Origin of the sequence: Citricoccus muralis (assembly GCF_003386075.1) — a bacterium.
In the GTDB taxonomy this organism is placed as follows: Bacteria; Actinomycetota; Actinomycetes; order Actinomycetales; family Micrococcaceae; genus Citricoccus; species Citricoccus muralis.
Map to the genome: position 1 here is coordinate 3,297,460 of NZ_QREH01000001.1, position 18,467 is coordinate 3,315,926.

10 protein-coding genes and 2 tRNA genes are annotated in these 18,467 nt (G+C 69.2%); 5 read left to right on the forward strand and 7 right to left on the reverse strand.

Annotated features, from left to right (window positions below; all coding sequences use genetic code 11):
- Window position 1 precedes the first annotated feature (1 nt).
- On the reverse strand, window positions 2–1,516 hold the full coding sequence (locus tag C8E99_RS14705) for a phosphomannomutase/phosphoglucomutase (protein ID WP_211309065.1): 1,515 nt from the start codon (window positions 1,514–1,516) through the stop codon (window positions 2–4).
- Window positions 1,517–1,577: 61 nt separating this feature from the next.
- Here C8E99_RS14705 and C8E99_RS14710 point away from each other — a divergent pair, with 61 nt between their 5' ends.
- From C8E99_RS14710 to C8E99_RS14725, 4 genes are all read left to right on the forward strand, one after another.
- Window positions 1,578–2,777, forward strand: a complete 1,200-nt coding sequence (locus C8E99_RS14710) for an MFS transporter (protein WP_245952380.1) — start codon at window positions 1,578–1,580, stop codon at window positions 2,775–2,777.
- A 110-nt stretch (window positions 2,778–2,887) separates the two neighbouring features.
- Entirely contained in the window at window positions 2,888–4,054 is a 1,167-nt protein-coding gene (locus tag C8E99_RS14715) for a DUF1611 domain-containing protein (protein ID WP_115932931.1), read from the forward strand.
- 218 nt (window positions 4,055–4,272) lie between these two features.
- Complete coding sequence (locus C8E99_RS14720) at window positions 4,273–5,967, forward strand: ABC transporter transmembrane domain-containing protein (protein ID WP_115932932.1); 1,695 nt, start codon at window positions 4,273–4,275, stop codon at window positions 5,965–5,967.
- A gap of 23 nt (window positions 5,968–5,990) precedes the next feature.
- On the forward strand, window positions 5,991–6,710 hold the full coding sequence (locus tag C8E99_RS14725; RefSeq protein ID WP_115932933.1) for a hypothetical protein: 720 nt from the start codon (window positions 5,991–5,993) through the stop codon (window positions 6,708–6,710).
- A 78-nt stretch (window positions 6,711–6,788) separates the two neighbouring features.
- On the opposite strand, the gene C8E99_RS14730 is transcribed toward C8E99_RS14725, so the two are convergent.
- The 3 genes from C8E99_RS14730 to C8E99_RS14740 all read right to left on the reverse strand — a co-directional run bounded on the left by C8E99_RS14730 (window position 6,789) and on the right by C8E99_RS14740 (window position 10,330).
- Window positions 6,789–7,682 carry a DUF2382 domain-containing protein gene (locus C8E99_RS14730; protein WP_115932934.1) on the reverse strand — a complete coding sequence of 298 codons (894 nt, stop codon included), beginning with the start codon at window positions 7,680–7,682 and terminating at the stop codon, window positions 6,789–6,791.
- A 203-nt stretch (window positions 7,683–7,885) separates the two neighbouring features.
- Window positions 7,886–7,974 (reverse strand) — tRNA-Ser (locus tag C8E99_RS14735).
- A 58-nt stretch (window positions 7,975–8,032) separates the two neighbouring features.
- Window positions 8,033–10,330 (reverse strand): prolyl oligopeptidase family serine peptidase, encoded by a 2,298-nt coding sequence (locus tag C8E99_RS14740; RefSeq protein ID WP_115932935.1) that lies wholly within the window; start codon window positions 10,328–10,330, stop codon window positions 8,033–8,035.
- 79 nt (window positions 10,331–10,409) lie between these two features.
- Here C8E99_RS14740 and C8E99_RS14745 point away from each other — a divergent pair, with 79 nt between their 5' ends.
- Window positions 10,410–12,401, forward strand: a complete 1,992-nt coding sequence (locus C8E99_RS14745; RefSeq protein WP_115932936.1) for an FAD/NAD(P)-binding protein — start codon at window positions 10,410–10,412, stop codon at window positions 12,399–12,401.
- 112 nt (window positions 12,402–12,513) lie between these two features.
- Here C8E99_RS14745 and C8E99_RS14750 read toward each other — a convergent pair whose 3' ends face one another.
- The 3 genes from C8E99_RS14750 to C8E99_RS14760 form a co-directional block, all read right to left on the reverse strand.
- A complete protein-coding gene (locus C8E99_RS14750) occupies window positions 12,514–15,183 on the reverse strand; it encodes an ExeM/NucH family extracellular endonuclease (protein WP_115932937.1) in 2,670 nt (889 codons plus the stop codon).
- Between the two features lie 124 nt (window positions 15,184–15,307).
- Entirely contained in the window at window positions 15,308–17,926 is a 2,619-nt protein-coding gene (locus tag C8E99_RS14755) for a 5'-nucleotidase C-terminal domain-containing protein (RefSeq protein WP_245952382.1), read from the reverse strand.
- Window positions 17,927–18,292: 366 nt separating this feature from the next.
- A tRNA-Ser gene (locus tag C8E99_RS14760) sits at window positions 18,293–18,380 on the reverse strand.
- Between the last annotated feature and the right edge of the window lie 87 nt (window positions 18,381–18,467).

Genomic DNA, 18,467 nt, shown 5'->3' on the forward strand with positions numbered 1-18,467 from the left:
CTCAGGCGTTCTGGCGGACGAGGGTCAGGACGGTGTCGCGGATGCGGGCCATGGTGCCGGCATCGTGGGCCTCGCCGTTGTAGCGGAGGAACGGCTCGGTATTGGACGGGCGCAGGTTGAACCACCAGGAGCCGTCGACCGCGGTCACGGTGGTGCCGTCCATGCGGTCCACGAGCACCCCGGTGCCGGGCAGGCCCTCGGCGTCGATGGCGGCGGACACCGTGTCCTCGCCGGCTGCGGTGGCGTCGGCGGCCAGTGACGGGGCGAAGGCCTGCAGCACGCGCGCCACAGCACCGGCCTTGTCCTCGACCTCGGAGTTGATCTCACCGGAGGCGGTGTACGGGTCGTACTCCGCGGCCAGCTCGGACAGCGGCAACTCCTGGGTGCCGAGGGCCGCCAGGACGTGCATGGCCGCGAGCATCCCGGTGTCCGCGTTGTAGAAGTCCCGGAAGTAGTAGTGCGCGGAGTGCTCCCCGCCGAACACGGCCCCCTCTGCGGCCATGACGGCCTTGATGAAGGAATGGCCCACCCGGGTCTTCACGGCGCGGCCGCCCTGGGCCGCGACCAGTTCGGGCACGGCATGGGAGGTGATGAGGTTGTGGATGATCACCGGCTCGGGCTCCGGGGCCTGCACGGACCCGTTGACGGTGTCTCCGGCCTGGGCACGGGCGATCTCGCGGCGGGCCACCAATCCGGTCACGGCGGAGGGAGAGACCGGGGCACCCTTCTCGTCGATCACGAAGCAGCGGTCGGCGTCCCCGTCGAAGGCCAGGCCGAGGTCCGCGCCGTGGGCCAGGACGGCGGCCTGAAGATCACGCAGGTTCTCCGGTTCCAGCGGGTTCGCCGGATGGTTGGGGAAGGTGCCGTCCAGTTCGAAGTACAGCGGTTCGATCTGCAGGGGCAGCCCCTCCAGCACGGTGTCGCCGAGGACGGCGGGCGTGGTCTTGCCGGCCATCCCGTTGCCGGCGTCCACCACGACCTTCAACTCCCGGATCCCGGACAGGTCCACGAGGGAGCGCAGGTAGGAGGCGTACGCGGCGAGCATGTCCTGCTCCGTCACGGCACCGGTGGACTCCACCGCCGGGATCTGACCGGCATCGAGGTAGCGCTGGGCCACATCACGGATCTCGTACAGCCCGGTGTCCGAGGACACCGGGACCGCGCCGGCCTTGGCCATCTTCATGCCGTTGTAGGCGGCGGGGTTGTGCGAGGCGGTGAAGACCACCCCGGCGGCCTGCTCCACGCCACAGGCGTAGTACAGCATGTCCGTGGAGATCAGCCCGAGCATCACCACGTCCGCCCCGCGGGAGGTGGCCCCCTCCGCGAAGGCCCGGGCGAACTCGGGCGAGGACGGGCGCATGTCCCCGCCGACCAGCACCCGGGAACCAGCCAGCCCCAGCACGTCCACGAAGGCCGCGCCCACGGCCCGGACGGATCCCTCAGTGATCGATTCCCCGACGATGCCGCGCACGTCATAGGCCTTGAAGGACTGGCTCAGATCCACAGAAGTCGTCATGGGAATCAATCCTAGGCCAGCACGGCGCCTCCGCTCTGGTCACGGCGCTAGAGTCGGGCCCGTGGAGACAGGCACATCAGGACCGTGGTCCGGACATATCCCTGGGACCCCCGGTTACCGCCGCCTGCTGCTGGGACTGTTCCTGGCCGGCGTCGCGACCTTCGCCCAGCTGTACTCCCCGCAGGGCCTGCTCCCGCTGATCAGCGAGGACCTGAGCATCACCGCCTCCGATGCCGCCCTCATGGTCTCCCTGGCCACCCTGGGACTGGCCATCGGCGTGATCCCGTGGTCCTATGCCGGTGACCGTTTCGGCCGGAAACGGGTCATGGGGTGGGCCATCATGGCGGCCTGTGCCTTCTCGCTGACGGCGGTCGCGGTGCCGGGCCTCGAGGCCATCCTGGCCTTCCGCCTCCTCGAGGGGTTCGCCCTCGGGGGTGTCCCGGCGCTGGCCCTGGCCTACCTCAACGAGGAGGTCAGCGCCGCCTCTTCGGCGCTGGCGGCCGGGACCTACATCTCCGGCACCACCCTTGGCGGGCTGGCCGGGCGCCTCCTGGCCGCGCCCATCGGAGAACTGACAGACTGGCGACTCGGCATGCTGGCCGTCACCGTGCTGTCCGTGGCCTGTGCCGTCGCCTTCCTGCTCCTGGCCCCGACCGCCCGCGGGTTCACCCCGCACCGCACCACCTTCCGGGAGGCGGTCCACGCGCTGGCGGGCAACCTTCGCTCCCCGGCTCTGCTGGTCATCTACGCCCAGGGGTTCCTGCTGATGGGCGGCTTTGTGGCGATGTACAACTACCTCGGATTCCACCTGGCCGGTGACCCGTTCAACCTGCCCATCGCGCTGGTGTCCCTGGTCTTCGTGGCCTATCTGGCCGGCACCTGGACCTCCCCGCTGGCGGGTCGACTGGCCGGGCGCCACGGGCGCGGTCCCGTGCTGCTGGTGTCCACGGCGATCATGATCACCGGGGTGCTGCTCACCCTGGTCCCCTCCCTGTGGGTGGTGCTGCCGGCCACGATCGTCTTCACCGGCGGGTTCTTCGGGGCCCACGCGGTGGCATCGGGCTGGGCGGGGGCGGCCGCGGTGGCCGGCCGGGCGCAGTCGGCCTCGCTCTACAACTTCGGCTACTACGCCGGCTCCAGCCTGTTCGGCTGGCTCGGCGGGGTGTTCCTGGCGGGGGCAGGCTGGCCCGGGACCGTGCTCATGACGGCAGTCCTCGCGGTGGTGGCGGCGATCCTGGGCTGGTTCCTGCGCAGTAGATGAGAACGCTCTCATTCCGAACTCATGCACCCCTCATGGGGTGTTGGTTCCATGGTTCCCGAGGCCGGCGGAACACCCCGAACGGTCACCGGAACACAGTGAGAGGCCACGCCATGACCATCGAGATGAGCCACCCGACCAGTGCCCTGACCATCGTTGAGAACGCCGGCGCCACCTACCAGCGGGCGGAGCTTCCGGACCGCATCCAGGCCGCCTACACCACCCGGTTCGTGAGTGAGGCCCTGGACGCGGACCGCTCCGCCTTCCACCTGGCCAGCGGCCCCACCGTCACCCCGCAGGCCGGCGACGTGGTCGTGGCACGCGTGAGCGAGATCCTCAACCACAAGCGCGTCGAGACCCCCGAGTCCCGCAAGGCCATCCTGTTCCCCGGCGCGATCATCATGTTGGCCTACGGCCACCGTTACGCCGCAGACCAGTTCCTGGCCCACGTGCCGGACTCCCTGGAACCCTGCCACCTGGTCGCCGCCGGCGGCGTGGCCGGCACGGTCACCGAGCAGCATGCCGACATGGACGATCCGACGAGGATCGAGCCGCTGGGCCTGCTCGCGGACGAATCCGGGATCGTCAACCTCTCCCGGTTCGCCCCGTACTCGCTGAACCCGGTTCCGGCCCTCGGTGCCCCCGCCGAGGAGCTGAACGCCGCTCTGCCGGGCCGCCCGACCGTGGTCGCGGTGCTCGGCACCTCGATGAACTCCGGCAAGTCCACCGCCATGGCCACCCTCGTCAACGGCCTGACCAACGCCGGCTTGAAGGTCTCCGCCGGCAAGTCCACCGGCACCGGTGCCGGGAACGACCCGATGATCTACGTGGACGGAGGCGCCGCCAAGGTCCTGGACTTCACCGACTTCGGGTATCCCACCACCTTCAAGCTCGACTTCGAGCAGGTCCGCTCGCTGACGGTGAACCTGGTGGATGCCATGGCGGAGACCGATACCGATGTGGTGATTGTCGAGATCGCCGACGGCGTGTACCAGGGCGAGACCGCCCGGTTGCTGCGCGACCCCCTCTTCCAGTCCGTGGTGGACCGCGTGGTCTTCGCCGCCGGTGACGCTCTCGGCGCCGTGGGCGGAGTCCGCGAACTGCAGGACGCCGGCCTGGACGTGGCCGCGGTCTCGGGGGTGCTGACCTCCTCGCCGCTGGCCACCGCCGAGGCCAACGAGGTCCTGGCCTGCTTGGGGGTTCCCGTCATCGACACCTACGAACTCACGAGCGCAGCCGTCTCAACCGCCCTGCTGCCCCAGGACTGGAGGACATCCTGAACCCGGATCGCCCCGAGAACCAGCAGCACGACGACGGCCGGACCGGCTCCCAGCGCCGGTTCCGGCTGTCGGCTGACGCCACCGCCGAGTCCCTGGCCGACGGCCCCCTTGAGGACCCCGCTGAGGACCCCGCTGAGGACACCGCCGGTAGCGCCGTCGGTGCCGCCACGGACCAGGAGGACGAGGGCACGACCGAGGCCACCGGCCAGGGGGAGCGGATGCCGACCGTCTGGGCGGGGCGACGCCGCCATCTTTTGGTGATCCTGTTCCTGCTCGGCATCTTCCAGGCGATCATGGCGCTGGTCATGTCCTTCACAGTGGACTCACTGTTGGGGATGCCCGCCCAGGTCAATGCGGGACTCAACGCCGGGACGGCCCCGGACGGATCCGCCCTGGACCCGGCGGCCGTGGCGGAGGCGGGCACCTACGTGCCGTGGCTGCAGCTGTCCGTCCTGGCTCTCACCGTGCTGTCCATCTTCGGCGCCCGCTGGGGGGAGCGGGTGGTGGGGGAGGACCTCGGCCAGGACTACGTCTATGAACTGCGCCGCAAGCTGATCGGCACCACGCTGGCCGGCTCCGGCAACCCGTCCCTCGGCGTGACCATCACCCGTGCCTCCAATGACCTGACCTCCGTGCGCAACTGGGTCTCCCAGGGCCTGGTGCCACTGTTGACCTCGCTGCCGCTGATCGTGGTGGTGCTCGGCGTGCTGGCCATCTCCAACTGGCAGGTCGGCTTGGCCGTCGGCATTCCCATCGTGCTGCTCGGGCTGGCCGTGCCACCGCTGGCCAAGGCGACTTTCACCCGCGCGAGGTACCTGCGCCGGCGTCGTGGTCGGATGTCCGCCCGCATCGCGGACACCGTCCGCGCCGGGGAGTCCATCCAGGCCGCCGGGGGCATCAACCGCGAGCTCAACGCCCTGGACCGGGACTCGGGCAAGGTGGTCAACGCCGCCGTGTCCCGTGCCCGCATCACGGGGCTGGTCCGCGCCTCCGCCATCACGGCGGCCTCGCTGGCCACCGCCGCCGTGGTGGTGCTCGGCACCCTCGGCATGATCGACACCGCCGGCGTGGCCTCCGCCATGACCCTGGTGGGCGTGATGTCCACCCCGCTGGGGGACCTGGGCCGCGTGGTCGAGTACCGGCAGAACTACAAGGCAGCCCGCCGCATCCAGGCGCCGTTGCTGGCCCAGGCCGAGGTGCTCCGGAAGGCCGAGAAGGACCGTGAGCAGAACTGGAAGGACGTGGCGCGGGAGCGCTCGGATACCGACCACAACGGGCTGCGGATCCGCCGCATGGTGGTCCAGGGCCAGCGCGTCCCCCTCCTCCAGGCCGGCGCCGGCGAGGTCATCCAGATCAGGTCCCATGACCCGGGGCGAATCCAGCCGTTCCTGGTGAACCTCCTGGCCGGTCAGAACACGGCCGCGGAGCCGGGCGGTGAGGTCCCCGGCCTCGAGATGGTCGTGGACGGATACGACTACACCCGGGCGCCGGGCCGCCAACGGCGCAAGCTGCTCGGCCACGCCTCCGTGCGCGTGCCGCTCGAGCGGGGCACCGTGTCCCGGGCCATCACCTACCGCAATCCCCAGGCCACGGACGAACAGACCCGGGAGGTCATCGAACGGGTGGGCCTGGACCGCGTCCTGGAGGCGTTTCCCCGTGGTGAGGACACGCGGCTCAAGAACGGTGGCCAACCACTGACGGGTTCGCAGGTGGCCCGGCTCAAGCTGGGCCGCGCCCTGCTGGACAACCCGCCGCTGCTGGTGCTGGACGGCATCGATGCGGACCTGGACGCGGAAGGCCTGCGCCTGTTGCGAGCCGAGCTGGAGGCCTATCCCGGCGTGGTCCTGTTCACCTCGCAGAACCCCGGAGAGATGGCCCCGGGACACCGGGTCTGGACCGTCGACGCACCCTGAGGGTCTCGCCCTAGACTGGGACCATGGAGTACCTCGTTCCGGTGTTGATCCTGGTGGTCGTGGCCGCCGTCGTCGGTGGCGGCGCATGGGTGCTGTCGCGCCGTGCCGCCTCCGGTTCCACCTCCTCCGGTACCTCCTCCGGGAAGTCAGGTCACCGCCCGCGGCGGGGCTCCTTGGCCGGCCGCATCAGCTCCGAGAACGCCAAGGTTGCCTCGAACCGGATGGACCAGGCCGCGCACCGCGAGGTCTATCGGCTGATCGCCGCCGGCCGCACCGCCGAGGCCGTCACCGCCTACCGCCGCTCCACCGGACTCGGCACCTTCGAGGCCATGATGGACATCCAGGCCCTCGCCACCTATCCGCAGATGTGGACCAAGCCTGCGGCCGAGGGCACGACGCCGGCCGCCTCGCCCACCGCTGTCAATCCCGCTGAGAGCTCGGGCACCCGTGTGCCCCCGGCGGACATCGCCGACGCGACCGACCTCGTGGTCCCGGAGGACTGGCTGGAGGAGAGCCTGCCGGCCGATCGGCCGTTCGAACTCGAGGTGGTGCGGGACGAGACCACCGTCCGCGTGTCCTCGGACGATCTGCCGCCCTATCTGCGGGATCAGCTGACCGCCCTGGTCCGTGACGGACGGGTGGAGGACGCCGCCCTGGAGCTCTCCGCGCACACGGTGCTCACCGCCGAGGAGGCCCTGCAGTTCCTGCACATCCTCCAGCGTGAGCAGGGCCAGGAGGACTGAGGCCCCGACCGCCAGCGGCGCCCGACCCGTGATGGGTCAGGCGCCGCTGGCATGTGATCGTGACATGTGGGGGCGGGGTCAGCCGCGGCGGCCATCCCGGCCGGTGGCGGTGTCGTCACCGTCGACCTCGACGTCCTCGTGCTGCACGGAACCGCTGACCCGCTCGGTGTCCCGGACGGTGTTCTTGTCCACGGTCACCTTCTCGGCGGTTGCGGTCTTGTCCACCACAGGGACCTCTTCATGGGTGGTCACGACGACGTCCTCGTCCCTGCCATCGCGCAGGGCCTCGGGGGAGGACGGATCGATCGGCTCGCGCTCGACGACGACTTCTTCCCGGCTCACCGGGACCTCCACCGTCTCCGTGTCCGTGTAGGTGTGCTTACGCAACCGGACGTGGCCGGATTCGCGGCGTTCCGTGCCCACGTTGAGGTGCTCATCGCGGGCGACCACGGTTTCGCGGTCATGTCCGGCCACACCCGGTACCTGGCCGTCAGTATTGACGTCGCGGTCCAAGTCGGCGGCAGTGCGGTCGGCCCCGCCACGCTGGGTGCCGAGGCCCCCCACGCCGGTGGCAGCGGTGCCGCTGGCAGCGGCCAGACCGGCGTCCCGATCGGTACCGGGGGCCGCGTCAGGCCGGTCACCGGCGCCACCGGTGCCCTGGTAGTCCATGGAGTAGTACTCGTAGAGCCGCTGCTCTTCCTCGGGGGAGAGCGAACCATCGGCATCGATGTTCGGAGCGTCCTTGACGAACGCCTTGTCGAAGGGAACCTGCAAGCCATCTTGGTTCCGGGTGGCCTCGGAGACGGGGATGAATGTTTCCTTCATCCCGAACAACCCGGTCTTCACCGTCACGAACGTGGGCTGGTTGTTCTGATCGTCGAGGTAGACCTGGCCGATCGTTCCGATCTTGTCGCCGTCATTGCCGAAGACGGTTGCGTTCTGAAGCTGGTCGACTGATGTGAAGTCCTGCATGGTGTGCGCTCCTTCGTCATGGGGTGACCGGCGAGCGATGGGCCCAGCCGGCGTCGCGTTGTCGACCCTAGACGCTTGTGTATCCGCACAACAGGAGCGAGGGCCGCCTTCAGGGCATTCAGAGGGGACCATCAGGCGGTGCTCACAAAAAAGTCCTGAGCCGCGACATCGTCAGTCAACGATGTCGCGACTCAGGACAACTGCGGAGACGGGGGGATTTGAACCCCCGGTCCGACTTTCGCCGGACCCTTCATTAGCAGTGAAGTCCATTCGGCCGCTCTGGCACGTCTCCACTGTTGCCATCGGTGAGATGGTAACCCTGACATGGTAGCCGCCGGGGGCCCCGGAGTTCAAAGCGAGTCGTCTGCGACGCTCCTCCACAGGAACTCCAGGGACCGTGCGTGCAGTGCGGCGGCCTGCCGGTTGTCCGAGGCACCCGCGTGGCCGCCCTCGAGATCCTCGTGGAACCACACGTTCGGCACACCTAGCCGCATCATCCGGGCCGCCATCTTGCGCGCCTGGACCGGGCCGACCCGGTCGTCCGAGGTGGCCGTCCACACGAGGAGATCCGGGTAGCCCGTTCCTGGGCCTTCGGCGTCGCGTCCGGCCTCGGCGCCTGGAACCGGACGCTCGAGCAGCAGGTGGTAGGGCGAGAAGGTGCGGATGTACTCCCACTGCTCGGGATCCTCCGGGTCACCGTACTCGGCGATCCAGCTGTGGCCGGCGGAGAGCACCGTGTACCGGCGCATGTCCAGCAGGGGCACCCCGCAGCTCAGGGCACCGAACAATTCGGGGTAGGTGGTGGCCATGTTGCCCATGAGCAGGCCGCCGTTGGATCGGCCGGTGGCAGCCAGGTGGGACCGGTCCGTCACGCCGCGACGGATGAGGTCGCGGGCCACGGCGGCGAAGTCCTCGTAGGCGCGGTGCCGGTTCTCCTGCAGGGCCGCCCGGTGCCAGTCGGGTCCGTACTCCCCGCCGCCGCGGATGTTGGCGATCACGTGGACGCCCCGGCGGCCGGCGTCGTTCCGGCGGCTCAGCCAGCCGCGGCCGTACACGCCGGAGTAACCGGGCAGCTTGGAGGCGAGGAACCCGCCGTAGCCGTCCATCACCACGGGGTTGGCCCCGTCGGTCTCGAGGTCCTCGGGACCGATTTGGAAGTACGGGACCCGGGTGCCGTCGTCGGACACGGCGAAGTGCTGGCGCACGGACAGCCCGGTGGCATCGAAATGCTCCGGCCCGGTGCGCACGGTCACCAGATCGGGAACGACGCCGTCCGGCCGGCTGTCCTCTTCCAGGTGCGCCGGGAGCGTGGCCCGCAACAGGGTGGGCGGGGTGAGTGCGCCGGTGGCGGTGATCCACAGGTCGTTGCCGCAGTCCGGGTCCTCGTCATCCACGGCGCTGACCCCCAGGGTCAGGAACGGGTCGGCGGGATTCGGGTGCGCCAGCCGGATCCGGCGGGTGGCCTCCAGCGCCGGTGGTCGTCCGGCGCTGGTCTGCGGGGTCCCGCGGGGGTCGGTGGCCGCCAGCGCGGTCTGGGGCAGGGCGTACAGGGTGGAGGCGACGTCCTGCAGCACGGTCAGCACCAGGTGGGACGCGGTCCACGTCCATGCGGACAGGGTGCGGTCTGGGGCGGGCAGGAACGCCGCCCGCGGCTCCTCGGAGCCGTCCAGGAAGCCGTCCACCGTGCAGACTAGCAGGGAGCCGGCCGGGTGCACGGCGGTCGGCAACTCCCACTCGGACTTCAGGAACACCGTCAGCCACTGCCGGTGCACGTCCACCTCGGCGTCCAGGGGCACCTCGAGCAACCGCCAGCCGGAGCTGGCCTCGGGCTCACGCAGCCACGTGGTGGAGCGGTAGAAGTCCACGGCGTCGATCGCGATCGTCCGCTCCCAGCCCGGCGTGGAATCGTGCCCGCCGAACGCGGCCACGTGCTCGGCATCCACCTCGAACACGGTGGGTGCGGCGGCGATGGCAGCCTCCGGCCGGCCGCGCTGGAGGACCCGCAGGGTCCGGGCGTAGGAGGACCGGGTGGCGTCGCCGGTGTCGGGATCCGGGTCCGTCACCGTGCCGACCAGCAGCCGGTCGCGGTCGATCCACGAGGCCTGGGTCTTGGCCACCGGCAGGTCGAAGCCCTCGGGCGCCGGCACGAAAGCCCGGGTGACGAGGTCGAACTCGCGCACGGCCACGGCGTCACCGCCATCGGGGGAGAGCCGCAGCAGGGCACGGTCCCAGTCCGGGCGCAGCAGCCGGGCCCCGGCGAACACCCAATCGGTACCCTCTTGGGCGGCCAGGGCGTCCACATCCAGGAGGACCTCCCACTGGGGGTCCCCGGCCAGGTACGGCTCCCAGCGGGTCCGGCGCCACAGACCGCGCGGGTGCTCGCCGTCCCGCCAGAAGTTGTAGTACCAGTCTCCGCGCTTGGTGACGTGGGGGATCCGGTCCGGGGAATCGAGGATGGCGGTGAGGTCCCGCTGCAACGCGTCGAAACCGTTTGAGGCCAACAGCGCCTCCGTGCGGGCATCCTGCTCTCGGACCCAGTCCAGGGGGCGCTCGCCGTGGATGTCCTCAAGCCAGAGGAACTCGTCCTCGGCCTCCGTGGCGAGGCCGGTGGGTGTGACGGTGGGGGCGGGGTGCGGGTTCTGCTGCATGCCACCATCGAAGCACACGTCCCCGCGCCGGCCGTAGGCTGATGACCACGAACACACCGCACCGCGAGAGGACCCCGCCATGACCCCAGCCGTCCCAGGAGACCGGTTCACGATCGCCGTGGTGGGGGCCGGGCCGCGGGGGACCTCGTTCCTGGAGCGGTTGCTGTCGGTGGTGGAGGAGGCTGGAGAGTCGGCACCGGTGCCGCTGGTGGACATCGTGGTGCTGGATCCGGAGGAGCCGGGGCCGGGCCACGTGTGGCAGACCGGGCAGTCAGAGCTGTTCCTGATGAACACCCCGTCCTTCTTCCCGACCGTGGCGGCCGCCGGCACCCCCGGACTGCGGCCCTCGTCGGCGGCACTGACCTTCGATCAGTGGAGGATGGCGAACCCTGACCGGGCCCAGGTTCTGGACCGCACCGACTACCCGCCGCGGGCGGTCTACGGCCGCTACCTCGCCGAGATGTACCGCGAGGTGACGGACGCGCTGGCCGCATCGGCCGCCGTCGGGACCCTGGAATGGCGCCAGACCGAGGTGGTGCACCTGGAACCCGCTCGGAGGGTGACCCCGGTGCAAGGCGCCCACGGCGCCGCGCCCCGGAAGGCGATCCTCACCCTGGGTGACGGGAGCAGGGTGGCGGCGGACGCCGTCGTGCTGGCCGTGGGGCACGTCCCCGCCCGCCTGACGGGCGAGCAGCACCGCCTGGCCACCGCGGCGGCGGACCTGGGGCTGGAATACCGCGGGCCGTCCATCCCCTGTGACCTCGATTGGGACGCCGTGCCCGCCGGGGCGGACGTGCTGGTGCGCGGGATGGGCCTGAACTTCTTCGACGCGCTCGCGCAGCTGACCCTGGGCCGGGGCGGCCGCTTCGTGGATACCGGCCAGGGCCCGGGCCGGGCGCTGCGCTATGAGCCCTCCGGCACCGAGCCCGTGCTGCACCCGGCCTCACGGAGGGGTGTCTGCTACCTGCCGAAGGCCGAGCTGGACGCGTTCGTCCCCCACGCCGTGGCCCTGAAGTACCTGGTGCCGGAGGTGGTGCAGGCGCTGCAGGCCGAGCACGGTCCGCTCGACTTCATGATGCACCTGTGGCCGCTGATCCACCGTGACGTGGTGCGCGCCTACTACAACGCCCTGGTGCACAACCGGCCGGAGATCCTCGGCGGCTCCGGTCCGGCCATCGAGTTCCTTGCTTCGCTCGTCGGCCTGCTGGAGTCGGCCGGCCGCGGCGAACCGGTCACGGCGCACCAGGCGCAGGAACTGCTCCACGCGTATGCGCCGGGCATGCCGTTCCTGGACATCCGAACGCTGGCCCGTCCCTTCGAGGGCCGGGTGTACGACTCGGGTGAGGAGTACCAGCGGGAGGTCGCCGGATTCCTGGAGGGGATCAGTTCCGAGGCCGCGGCCGGCGAGGACTCCCCACTCATGGTGGCCATCGGGACCCTGCATGCCGCGCGGTTGCTGGTGAAGCAACTGGTGGCAGAGCAGCGGCTCACCGATGCCTCCCGGCGGCGGGACGTCTCCGGCTGGTTCGAGACGCTCGTGGAGGGTTTGGCGTCCGGTCCGCCGCTGACGCGCGTGGAACAACTGCTCGCCGTGGCCCGTGCGGGCCTGGTCCGGTTCGTGGGACCGGACCCGCAGTTCGAGCCCGACGCCGGCAGGTCCCGGTTCACGGTGTCCTCCCCGCAGGTGGGTGGTGCGGACGAGACCCTGGACGTGCACCGGGGGACCTGGATGATGGAGGCGATGATGCCACCGAACCGCGTGCTGCTCTCAACCTCCGGCCTGGTGTCCTCGCTCCTGGCCGACGGCACCGCGGTGCCGTACACCGTGGAGGACGAGGAGGGTGACCCGGTGCCGGGCCGCGGCTTCGACGTGACCGGGCGTCCCCACCGCCTGAAGGGGGCCGGGGGAGCGGTCCAGGAGGGGGTGTTCGTCCTGGGGCTCCAACTGGCGTCAGTCCAGTGGGGCACGGCGATCGCCGCAGAAGCCGGCCGCGATCCGGACGGACGGGCCCGCACCCTGGGCGACGCCGACGCCGCGGCCCGGGCGATCTGGGCACTCGCCACCGGCTGATCCCGCCGCCCGCCCCACGTTATCTGAAGGTCAGAAGAGGCCCGTTCTCCCCGGAAATCCGGGGAGAACGAGCCTCTTCTGACCGCTGGTTCAGCAGGGGGTGGGAGTCAACTCACTTCCAGGGGTTGCCCTTGCCCTGACCGGGGTGGTTCCCGCCGTGGACCGGGTGTTCACCCTTCTTCGGGCCCTTTCCGGAGTTGTTGCCCGGACCCTTGTTCGGGTTGCCGTCCTCGACCGGCTCCTCGGCGTCACCGAGCTGGACGCCCACGAGGATCGGGTTGTGGTCGGAGGAGCGCCACTGATCGGGGGCGTAGAGCTGCTCCGGGGTGTAGTTGTAGCGGGAGTACTCCATGGCAACGGACTCGTTGGCGTTGATCATCCAGATGTCCGTGCCGGTCACGGTCTCGTCGGCGCTGCCGGAGGCGAAGATCCCGTCCAATGAGCCGACGCCGGCATCGTAGGCGTAGGAGTACTCGCCCTCGGCCTTGGCCCCCTGGCTCACGTAGCCTGCGGCTTCGAGGACCTTGATCGGGTCCTCCTTCTCGTAGGCATTGAAATCGCCCATGAGGAACACCCGATCCGTGTCCTCGGAGTCCTTCAGGTCCTCGGCGAAGTCCACCAGGGACTCGGCCTGGGCCACTCGGTCCGCATTGGAGTTGCCCTGCCCGTCACCGCTGTCCTCATTGCCGGCGCCGGAACCGGAACCCTTGGACTTGAAGTGATTGGTGATGGCCACGAACTCGGTGCCCTCGATCCCGCCGTCCTCGCCGAGGGCGCGGAAGGTCTGGGCCAGCGGCTCGCGGGCGTTGCCGAAGGCGGGATCACCGGTGAGGATGGTGGATTCGCCGACAGTCTCCACGGCGGCCGGCTGATAGATGAAGGCGTTGCGGATGTAGTCCTCATCCGCGGCGGCGGGACGCTCGGCCGGTGAGGCGGCATAGGCCCACTTCTCCGAGCCCGCCTCGGCATTGAGGGCCTGCACCAGTGCGGCCAGGGACTCGTCACGGTCCTTGCCGAACTTGGCGGCGTTCTCGATCTCCTCGAGCGCCACCACGGAGGCGTCAAGCCCATTGATGGCGGCGACGATCTTCTCCTGTTGGCGCAGGAAGTTCTCCTCGTTGTACGCGCCGCGGGGATCACAGTAATCGGTGGCAATCGGGTTGCCCTCGTGGTCCTCGTAGGCATCGCAGTCCTCGAACTCATCCCCCAGGGTGGTGAAGTAGTTCAGCACGTTGAACGAGGCCAGCTGCACGTTGCCGCCCACGTCCTCCGGGGTGGCCTCCGCCTCACGGGTGTTCTCGAAGGTCGCCGGCTGGACCTCCTCGGCATTCTCGTGCGTGAGGTGCTGAGTCGGCTGGAAGTTCCAGGCGTCGTAGCGGTAGTCGAGGATCACCGGGTCCGTGAAAGTCACGGCTGAACCGACGCGCACGGGATCGTCGATGTTCAGGTACGGCAACTTGTTCTGGTTGCCGGGGGAGCGCATGAAGTTCGTCGAGGCACCGTCATCCAGGACGATGAGCTTCTCGGCGTTCTCCGCCATCACGGCCTGCGCCTCGGCACCCGGGTTGGCGACCGACGTCGGGTTCGGGAGCGGGTCAGCGCCCGGGGCGAGGCCGAGCGAACCGTAGGCGTTCACGTCATAGTTGTCCGTGATCGTCCACTCCAGCCCCGAGGGATCGAGCAGCATGCCCTCGTGAGCCTCCTTGGTCTCCTCGTCGGCGGGGAACTCGAGGACAGTGGGCTTCACGGCCTCTGCGGCCTCGTCGAGCTGTTCCACGCCACCGGCGCGGACGGTCAGCTGGGTGCCGCCGTAGTACTCGGACACCTCGCCGACGACCTGCACGTGATCGCCCAGGGTGACCTCACCCACGGTGTCCGCGGAGTAGATGAAGATGGCGTCGGAGGCACCCGGGGTGGAGTCATCGTCACCTCCGGAATCGGCAGTCTGGAGGTAGTACCCGTTGAAGCCCCCGGTGGAGTAGACGGCGGTGACCACGCCCTGGGTCATGACATTCTGGCCGATCATCTCGGAGGCAGCGCCGGTGCCCTGGATCTCCGCGATCGAGGTGAGCTCGGTCGGCTGCTCCGGTTCCGGCTCGGGATCCGGGACCGCGCCGGTCTCACCCGCCGCGTTGGTGGGGGTGACCGTGCCGGTGGCCGCGAAGTCGGCGGAGTTGTCATCGGTGTCCACGCCGTCCGTGCGGGTCATGGACTTCGGGTCGTTGTTCGCGGAGGGGCCGGTGGCGGCGGCGGTCTCGAAGGTGTTCGAGGTGCCGTAACCCAACAGGTCGACGACGCCGGCCGCCTCGGTCTCGGCGGTCACGGAACCGACCGGCAGGGAGACCCGTTCGGTCTGGTTGGCCAGGACGATGGTCCCGTTGGTGCCGGCGAAGGCCACGCTGGTGCCGATACCGGCATCGGCGACTGGCAGGGCCGCACCGTTCGGCTCGTTGCCATTGGCATTGCCCTGGACCAGGTAATGGCCGCCGGCCTTGATGGTGCCCGAGAGCTCGATGACCCCGGTCGGGTCGCCGGTGCCGCCCGAGGAACGGTATTGGATGGACCAGCCGTCCAGGGAGACGTCGGCATCGCTCGGGTTGTAGAGCTCCACGAACTTGTGGGTGAAGACGGCGTTGGCGGAACCGCCGTTGGTGTAAGCCTCATTAATGATGACGGCGTCGGTATCGGGGGCAGCCGTGGCAGCCTGTGCCGGCACCACGAGGGTGGCGGACAGCAATGCCATCGAGGCGCCGACTGCGGTCAGTCGTGAAGAAAACGTCATGGTGATGTCTTTCGGTGGGAGTGACGTTGGGATGATGCCCGGCACACAGTGACCCCACCCCGTCATTGCTGCGGGGGAGGGGTCACTGTGCGGGTGGAGAGGTGGAGGGCGGCGACGGCCTCGGTCAGTCGATATCGGTCAGGTCGTACTGGTGCATGACCTTGGCGACTTCGCCGCGGCTGATCGGGTCGTACGGGCGGTACTCGCCGCCGTGGTAGCCGTTGACCAGTCCCTCGGCAGCGGCCCAGGAGATCGCCTCGTAGTACGAGCCGGAGGACGGCACGTCCGGGAACACCGAGACCTCGGGGGCGGTGAAGCCCTCAGGATCAGCGGCCCGGTAGAGGAAGGTCACGAACTCCGCACGCGTCACGTCCTGGCCGGGCCGGAAGGTGCCATCGGCGTAGCCCTCGGAGACGGGGCCGGCACCGTTGGCGCCGTCGGAGTCGTCGGCGGCCCAGGCGATCGGGGTGAAGTGCGGGGCGCCAGCGGGCACGTCCGGGAACACCGCTTCGGCCGGGTCGGTGGTGTAGTCGGGGGCCAGGTAGCGCTGCAAGAAGGCCACGGACTCGCCACGGGTGATCTCGGCCGCCTTGCGGTAAGTGCCGTCAGTGTAGCCAGTGGTCACGTCGGCAGCCTGCATCCACCGCACCGGTGCGTAGTACACCGAACCGGGCTGATTGTCCGTGAAGTCCTTCGGGACGTCGGTGCCGATCGTCAGGGCCGAGCGGACCTCGGTGGTGGACTCGTACGCGTCGTCGTAGGCCACGGTCATGACCAGTTCGCCCACGCCGGTGGTCTCGGGTGCCTGCAAGGTGGACAGGTCCGCGGACTCGCCGTCTGCTGCGACGTCCACCGTTCCGACCTCTACGGCCTCGCCCTCTGCCGGCTGGAAGGCCACGGAGACCGAGGTGGCATCGCCCGCTCCGTCGGAATCCATCTCCAGGTTCTCCAGTGTCAGGGAGAGCTGAGCTCCGGGGGCGGCGGTCCCGGTGGCGCCCTTGACCTCCACTGCCTTCTTGGCGAAGTCCGGGCGGATGTCGCCGGCAGCTGCGGTCTCGGCCTGGACATACTCCTGGAAGGCCTGGTTGTCCATGATGCCCAGATCGACCTTGTTCTCCTGGCCGATGGCGAAGCCCTCGTAGCCGTCCGGGGCGGAGTTCTCAGTGCCCACCCAGGAGTCGTCGGCGAGGAAGGACAGGGTGCCGATGGTGTACATCTCGTCCATGGACACCGGCTCGCCGGAGATCCAGATGCCGGTGACCTTGTCGTCCTGGGGCCGCGACTCGTCGTAGGTCCAGGTCAACTCCTCGGACCAGCCCAGGTGCAGGGTCTTGTTTCCCTCCTGCCAGTTCTCCTCGAGCACCTGCTTGAGGGAAGAGCCCGGGATGTCGAAGTAGGTGAGGGTGTTGCCGAACGGGGCCAAGTCCAGGATCTCTCCGAGGCTCACCTTGCCGACCATGTCGGCTGCCTTGTTCGGGAACTTGCCGCCGTCGGTCAGTCGGTCGTGCAGGAGCTCGGCGCGCAGGCCGCCGGAGTTGGTGACCCCGAGGTCCACCTCGGGGTTGCTCAGGGAGATGCGGTCCTTGAGGGCGTTGGCGGCCCAGTTGCCCAGGGTGGACTCCTGGCGGCGGGTGCCACCGGCGCGCCAAGCGCCGGACTCCTCGATGCGGGTCTGGTAATCGGTGGTGATGGAGGAGTCCATCTCGCCGATCACGGTGTTCTTCAGTTCGTCGAACTCGGCGACGGCGGCCTGTTCGGTCTCGTAGATGGCCTGGACCGTCTCGGTGGAGTCCGCCACGAGGGCGTCCATGGCCGTCGGGTCGAACGTGGCATCGTCGCCGGCGCCGGTCATCGGGGTAGGTGTTCGTTCGACGAGGTCGGAGGAGTAGTCCACGACCTCCTTGGTCTCTGAATCGATGGTGAGCTCGACGGTGGCCAGCAGGTTGCCGGACTGCCCGGCCTGCACCACCGGGCGCTCTGTCTCTCCGGCCGTCGTCTCATAGTTGTAGGTCTGGTGGGTGTGGCCGTTGAAGATCACGTCCACGGACTCATCGGTGCCGTTGACGATGGAATCGAAGACCGCTGAGTTCTCCACCTCGGTGGCCAGGTCGCCGTTGCCGGAGGCACCGTCGTGGTAGGTGGCCACGATCACGTCCGCGGTCCCGGCGGCCTCGATCTCCTCGGCCACGCCATTGACGGCTTCGACCAGGTCGATGACCTCGTTGCCCTGGAGGCCCGATCCGGTGGTGGTCGCGTAGAGGTTGTTCGGGACGGCACCGATCACGGCGACGTCGACACCGTCGACCTCGAAGATCTCGTGGTCGGTGATGACCGGCTCCTTAGTTTCCGGGTCCACGAAGTTCGCGGCCAGGAAGTTGAAGTCGGCGATGTCGGCCACACGGCCGGTGAGGTCGTCCAGGCCCTTGTCGAACTCGTGGTTCCCGGCGGCGGACACGGCGAGGCCCAGCTGGTTCATGATCTCGAGGGTCGGCTCGTCGGCCTGGACGTTCGACACGGAGGCGGAGGCCCCGATCAGGTCGCCGGCGGAGGTCAGCAGGGTGGAGCCCTCGCCGTTGGCCGTCTCGAACGCGGTGCGGTATCCCTCCACCGTGTGGGAGAAGAGGGTGCCTGCGTACTCCTCGGACAACGCCCCGTGGAAGTCGTTGAAGCTGAGGATGGAGATCTTCTCGGTGCCCTCAGCCGCCGGCTCGGCGGCGGCCTTCACGGCCTCATCGGTGGACACAGAAGCGCCGGCCCCTGTGGAGGCCGGCGCGGGTGGTTCGGTGGTGGCAGACGCAGGCAGTGCGACGGCGGGAGCGGCAACGAGCCCCGCGGTCAGAACACCTGCCAGCAAGGACTTCCTTGACTGCAGAGACATGTGATTCCCTCTTTGGTTCCCCTGGACGGTGCGGACCCGCCGGTGATGGGGATGTACCGGCGCTGGTCGACTTCCACTGACGTGGCAGCCCTGTCATCTGATCACCGCCGGGTGAAATTCCGGTAACGGTGGAGGGAACGGTACAGGGCAGGATCTGTGAAGACCAGATCCAAAAGACCACGATGCCGTGGCAACCGGTTCGACTGCCACGGCATCGTGGTTGGTGCAGGGCGGATGGTAAGAGATTCGAACTCTTGGTACGGGGTTACCGCACACTGGTTTTCAAGACCAGCTCCTTCGGCCGCTCGGACAACCATCCCAGGGGGCCATTCTAATGGCCCCGAACAGCCTACCTGTCTCACGGCAGTCCATGTCCGGGACTGTTCCGTTCCCCCTGCCTGTGCCG